We start from the raw sequence: 5,769 nt of genomic DNA, 5'->3' as shown, positions 1-5,769 counted from the left end.
CACGTAGTAGCGACCCGTCGTTTTGAAACTCACCGGATAAGAAAGCACCGCCATCTCGCCCGCTACGTTGGAGAAATTTTCACTTTTTATCAATTTGTCGTCGTGCGTCACGCGCGTATCCGGCAGGCATTCGACGTAGGCCTGCCCGGAAGCGGTGGCGGCGTGTTGGTCTTTTACAATGACCCACTTTCGTATGTCGTCTTTTGTTTGGGTTGAAAAGTTTTCAGCCTCTACTTCCAGCCGTCCGTTTGCTTCGGAGGGTACTTTGGGAGCGCAACTTTGAACGATAAGAAAGAGTAGAAGTACTGAAATGAATCTGGACATGAGCGTTTTTTATTTAAAAATCTATCTGGTAATCAGCGCAACCCAGTCCTGTGGATCGGGCGCATTGGCAGATTTTGAAAAAGATTTCTTGGCCGTCAAACTACCTCCCTCGCGCGGATTGTACCACTGAACCTGCCATTTCCCCGCCGGAATGTTCAAGGCCAAATTTCCTCCCTTGGGTAGATATACCGCGTACAAAGTACCTTCTTTGCCAAAAACGTAATCGTCGGGATTGGCTGTGGCTTCGTCCATCGACTTCATTTCGGCAAAGGGCAGGTACTTGACAAAGAAATCGTGGGCAATTTTGGACTGCTCGAACTTGTGCGCCCGCGTCCGGTGGTCTTGGGCGTTGAGATCATTGGTTTCGGCTTGGTAGCCATAGTAATATTCCAGTCCCATGCCGCCAGCCATAAGCGTGGCCCACAGTACCTTGTGCCTGATTTCGTCCAGGTTGTCGGGTAGTTTGTTTTTGAAAAGCGGGTGATCGGCATCGACCGTAACGCCGACGGAGGCATTGCCCTGCTCGTCGTTGCAAATCACCCACGGCTTGCCACTCTGCGCCGAAAGCTCGACCCAACGCTTTACTTGCTCATGGACGTCTTCCTTTTGGAGTTGCAGCGAAGCCCCGGTGAGTTCAGATTGGAAACCGAAGAGATTGAGGTAGTAGTAGTCGAACATGGGTAGGGTAGGAGCACCCTCCTTGCCGTGGCCCAGCGGGAAGGTGTGTTGTACTACGTGATTTTTATAGGGGTCGGTAGCGCGGATGTAGGACGCCGTGGCGCGAATCACCGCAACATCCACGTTGGTTTCTTCGCTCAGGTTCCAGTTGAGGGCGAGGTGATGACCATAACGGGCGATGAGCTCGCGGTAGTAGAGTTTTCGCTCATCGGTCAGCTCTTGTTTCCCCATGAGCCAGACGTTCTCGGCCTCGAAGGTCTTGAAATGCAGGAACATTCCTTTCGTTTCGGCGTAGTCGAATACCCGTTCCCATTGATCCAGTTTAGAGCAGTCGAAGCGGTCGTGATGGATGGCTTGCTGCCAGGATTTTGATTCTTGTGAGGACTGAATGAAGGCGGAGTCACTCTTGACAATGTAGGGATAGACGCAGCCATCGTCGCCGTCCACCGTCATCGTCAGGAACGAAAACGCGTTTTGCCCCTTCTCGTAGAGGTAGTTTATTGCTCCCATGATATTCTTGCCCTTGCCGTTTTTCCAGGTAAAGTCCTGTACCGCATCATCCACATCCTGCGCGTGCGGCTCCCAGGTTTTCATGAGTTGCAGATACTCTTTACCCAACTTGCCATAGCCGTCCAAAGTACCGTCGAAGTCAGCATAATGGAGCATATTTTCGGGCGAGTCAGCCCCAACCTTGATAAAATTTTCACCCGTTTCGGCGTATTGGAGGTAGCGGGTACCATTGTACTCTAGGTGCCCTTTGGCACGGTTGTCAGGAGGGGACTTGTCCGTTTTTGACACCTCAAAACTACCTTTCTGTCCGTCCATATAGCCCGCCGACTGGCCAGCTCCACCAATCGCGGCATTCTCACCGCCTTTAAAAGAAGCCAAGAAATTCCACTTGCCCGTCATAGGCGGAGCAAAATGTACCTGCCACACATTGCCGCTCGTCGCGGAGGAATTGGCAGCTTGTCCGTCCGCTGCGAAGTACCCCGGCACAATCAGGATCGGTGCGCCGCTTTCGTGCGTAAACGTGACGTCGAGGCGGTAGTAGGTGAAGGGATTGGGCAAAGCGGTTTCCGATGACCAGGGGCCTTCGAAGTCTAGGGTAGTTTTGTGCCAGGTTTTCTGTTCGCCGGAGATTTTCTGAGCTGAGAGGATGTGGAAAGAAAGCGTTGAGAATAGCAGTGCAAGGGCAAAGGCGGGCTTTCGCATCGGTTGTAAGAAAGAAAATTGGGTATAATTTTGCCCTTACAAGAATATAGAATCGCACAACTACTGCCAGCAGACGGAATAATTGCGAATGTAAAAGGGTCCAAAAACCTTTTTTTGGGCCATGACGTTTATTTTACCATGAAAAAAGACGCGCAGCATCCAGGATCTACGCTGGAACGATTTGGCAAAAACAAGGTCATTCCTGACTTGTTAAAAGAAGAAATCCTGCTATCTCTCTCTTATTATCCTGAGTTGCTGGACACACCCATCGAATTCCGCATTCTTGACCCCTCCATCAAGAAGTCGGTCATGCTGGCGCAACCGTTGATTAATACAATCTTCAAGTCCAAAGTCGAGCGGGGCTATGTTATCAAAATTAGCCGACACTTCAAGGATATACAACACGCGCTGCCCATTGAGGAAATTCCGCAAGAGGTGTTGATCGGCTGGATCGGTCACGAACTGGGCCACGTAATGGACTACCTGAATCGCTCAGTATGGGAAATGGCGAAATACGGGCTGGGGTACTTATTTTCAAGGCGGTATCTCATGCAAGCTGAACGTTCCGCTGACCTCTTCGCCATCAGTCATGGTTTGGGAGAGAAAATTGTGGCAACCAAGAACTTCATTCTCGACCACGCTCATTTGCCCCAGCGCTACAAAGATAAAATCCGGCGACTATATGTGTCGCCGGAAGAAACGGTGTTGTTGGTCGAGGAGTATAAGGCGAAATTGGGATAGTTGACATCTTAAGTTGGATTTTAGACCCCACAGAGCAAACTAGAAAAGAAGTCCAAAATCCAAAATCCAACGTCCAATGTCCAAATTCTCACCTCCCCTCCACAAATGCCTCAAATTCCCGGAAATCTTCTTCCTTCATCACCTTCGGCATCTTGACTTGCCCGCCCTTCTTTTTGGTGCGCTCGTTCCATTTAGTGAACATTTCCGTCGGAATGACTTTGGCTTCCACGCCTTTCAGGGCTTTACTGCGGGCTACGTCGTAGTTCTTATTGGATTCGCGCAGGGCATCGTCTAAGAGTTGCGCAACGTCATCGGACTGGGCGACGGCTTCGTCGGCACCCAGATACCAACTGTTGATGTACTCGCCATCTTCCCGGCGCACGGCAGCTACGGTAAATTCTTTGATAGAAATCCCCTTTTGCTCGCTAAGCTTTTGGACAGCGTCCGACATCTTGTTTACCGGAAGTTGCTCGCCAACTACGTTGAGGTAAAACTTCGTGCGGCCACTGATGATGATTTCGCCGCGTTCCACGTCGGTAAATTGTACGGTATCGCCGATCATATAGCGCCAGGCACCCGAGACGGTCGAAATCAGCAATACATAATCCACACCTTCGGTCACCTCCATACTATTGAGTACCGGGGCGTCGGGTCGCACGGTGCCGTCCTCGGCCATGAAGCGATCCTGAAACGGCACGAACTCGAAGTAGATGCCATTGTTCAGTACCAATTTCATCGCCTTGGTTTCGGGTCGGGACTGAAACGCCAGAAAGCCTTCGGATGCCAGATAGGTGTCGATGTAAATCAGCGGATGCGCCATCAATTTGTTGAGACTTTCGATATAGGGATCGATTGCTACCCCGCCCGAAGTATAAACCATCAGATTGGGCCAGATTTCATGGATGTTGTTCAATCCGTGGTATTCGATGACCTTTTTGAGCATCAGTTCGATCCAGGACGGAATGCCCGACAGGCTGCCGATATCCCAATTCGGGGCTTCCTCAGCGATGCGCTGCACACGAACGTCCCAATCCTCGATACCCGAAATTTCTTTACCCGGTTTGTAATAAAATTCAAACCACGATGGAATATTGCTGGCGCTGATACCGCTGATCTCACCTTCGAGGTGGCCCTCCACTTCTTTCAAGTCGGTACTGGAACCCAGCATTAAGATTTCCTTCTCGAAAAAGTCGGGGGGCATGTCGTACTCCGATAGCGCAAGTACTTGCCCGATTCCCGCACGCCGAATGGCCGAAATCATTTCGTCGGTGACAGGGATATGCTTGCTGGTGCTGGTGGTGCCGGAACTCACCGCGAAGTAGTCAGGACTGCCCGGCCAGGTGACGTCAGCCTCGCCCGCCAGGGTGCGGTGCCACCAGTTGTCATTAATTTTATCGTAATCGTGGGAGGGTACTCGTTCTGCGAAGGTTTTAAAAAGCGTATCGCTTTCCAGAATGGTCTCAAAGTTGTAATGTTTGCCAAAAGCAGTGTCTTTGGCCGTTTCCAGTAAATCGCGAAGTACTTTTTCCTGCTCCTCGACTGGCGAATCGTAATGGGTGAGGGCTTCGCCGAGATCGACGGCTTTCTTGATAAAACTACCTATTATGGACATTTATGTTAATTGAGATTTGAGAATAAAACAGCTTGACGCAGATATTTCTGAAACGAATCAGAAAGGGTAGTTTAGTAAAAAAGTATGCCCGTAAACATCTGGTAGGTTATAAATTCATTTGTAACGCCTTTCATCTTCAAACTACCCGCGATGTTTTCATTTCTCTTTCAGTGTATGCTGCTTTTTTTGACGCATAGCTGGATAGCTCCAAAATCTGCTTTCCTTTCGGACACGCTTCCTGAGTTGAGGAAGGTGAAAGATGTGGTTATTTATCGGGATTCCAGCTTTCACGCTGCCTTTCCGTCGATCGTCAAACTACCCAATGGCGAACTGTTGCTGGCTTTTCGAAGGGCCCCTGAACGGAAATTGCTGGGTGAGAAAAGTAGCAGCCATGTCGATCCCAATAGCTACTTGGTGGCTGTGCGCTCTCAAGATGGTGAAATATGGACACCTGAACCAAAGCTAGTTTATGCTCACGCCTTTGGCGGTTCACAAGATCCCTGTTTGCTCCAGCTCAGTGATGGGACGATTCTCTGCGCCAGTTACGGCTGGGCATTCCTGCGTCCCGATGGACTGGTGAATATTCGGAAGCCCATTTTCCAAAATCAAAGTGGCTCCGTGTTTTTAGGTGGCTATCTCCTACGATCTAGCGATGGCGGAAGTACCTGGGAGGGACCAAGCTACCCGCCGCATATCGCCCCCGAAATGAACCTGGATCCCTTTGGTAAACCTACTGCTGCCTATAACCGCGGGGCGATGCACGAGGGAAAAGACGGGCGGGTTTTCTGGGTCGTGGCGGCCAACGATTCGCTGACACCGAGAAAAACTTCCACCCATCTCCTGATTTCGGCGGATAAAGGCAAGAGCTGGCAATACAGTTGCCCGGTAGCTGCCGACGAGAAGGCATCCTTCAATGAAACTTCCATTTACGAAACGCCAAAAGGTGATTTGGTCGCCTTTCTGCGCACGGCGGGACTCGACGATCAGGCCTGCATTGCCCGCTCGACTGATGGGGGGAAAACATTCTCGCCCTGGAAAAAAATGGGCTTTCAAGGACATCCGCTCCACGCACTTCGCTTGCCCGACAATCGGGTATTGCTGACCTACGGTTATCGCCACAAGCCGCTGGGCATCCGCGCCAGGGTGCTGAACGCCGAATGCACGGACTTTGCCACCGCTCCGGAAATGATCCTGCGCGACGA

At 50.8% G+C, this 5,769-nt stretch carries 4 protein-coding genes and 1 pseudogene; 2 read left to right on the top strand and 3 right to left on the bottom strand.

Annotated elements, in window-relative coordinates:
• Both ACEW8P_RS06570 and ACEW8P_RS06565 read right to left on the bottom strand, forming a co-directional pair.
• Positions 1 to 324 (bottom strand): annotated as a pseudogene (locus ACEW8P_RS06570) (hypothetical protein); the annotation flags it as partial.
• 21 nt (positions 325 to 345) lie between these two features.
• Positions 346 to 2,214, bottom strand: a complete 1,869-nt coding sequence (locus ACEW8P_RS06565; RefSeq protein WP_373512301.1) for a DUF5060 domain-containing protein — start codon at positions 2,212 to 2,214, stop codon at positions 346 to 348.
• Between the two features lie 138 nt (positions 2,215 to 2,352).
• Here ACEW8P_RS06565 and ACEW8P_RS06560 point away from each other — a divergent pair, with 138 nt between their 5' ends.
• Positions 2,353 to 2,955, top strand: coding sequence for a hypothetical protein (locus tag ACEW8P_RS06560; RefSeq protein WP_373512300.1), 603 nt, complete (start codon positions 2,353 to 2,355; stop codon positions 2,953 to 2,955).
• 88 nt (positions 2,956 to 3,043) lie between these two features.
• Here the strand turns inward: ACEW8P_RS06560 and ACEW8P_RS06555 are convergent, their stop codons facing one another.
• Positions 3,044 to 4,567, bottom strand: coding sequence for a GH3 auxin-responsive promoter family protein (locus ACEW8P_RS06555; protein ID WP_373512299.1), 1,524 nt, complete (start codon positions 4,565 to 4,567; stop codon positions 3,044 to 3,046).
• 150 nt (positions 4,568 to 4,717) lie between these two features.
• On the opposite strand from ACEW8P_RS06555, the gene ACEW8P_RS06550 reads away from it, so the two are divergent.
• On the top strand, positions 4,718 to 5,769 hold a 1,052-nt coding region (locus ACEW8P_RS06550; RefSeq protein ID WP_373512298.1), incomplete at its 3' end, for a sialidase family protein.

Origin of the sequence: Persicitalea sp. (genome assembly GCF_041751555.1) — a bacterium.
In the GTDB taxonomy this organism is placed as follows: Bacteria; Bacteroidota; Bacteroidia; order Cytophagales; family Spirosomataceae; genus Persicitalea.
The sequence above is the reverse complement of the archived record's forward strand: the minus strand, read 5'-3'. Positions and strand labels throughout refer to the sequence as shown.

Coding starts and splice junctions, on each gene's coding strand:
- ACEW8P_RS06565 (WP_373512301.1), bottom strand. CDS start 2,214: ATGCGAAAGCCCGCCTTTGCCCTTGCACTGCTATTCTCAACGCTTTCT.
- ACEW8P_RS06560 (WP_373512300.1), top strand. CDS start 2,353: ATGAAAAAAGACGCGCAGCATCCAGGATCTACGCTGGAACGATTTGGC.
- ACEW8P_RS06555 (WP_373512299.1), bottom strand. CDS start 4,567: ATGTCCATAATAGGTAGTTTTATCAAGAAAGCCGTCGATCTCGGCGAA.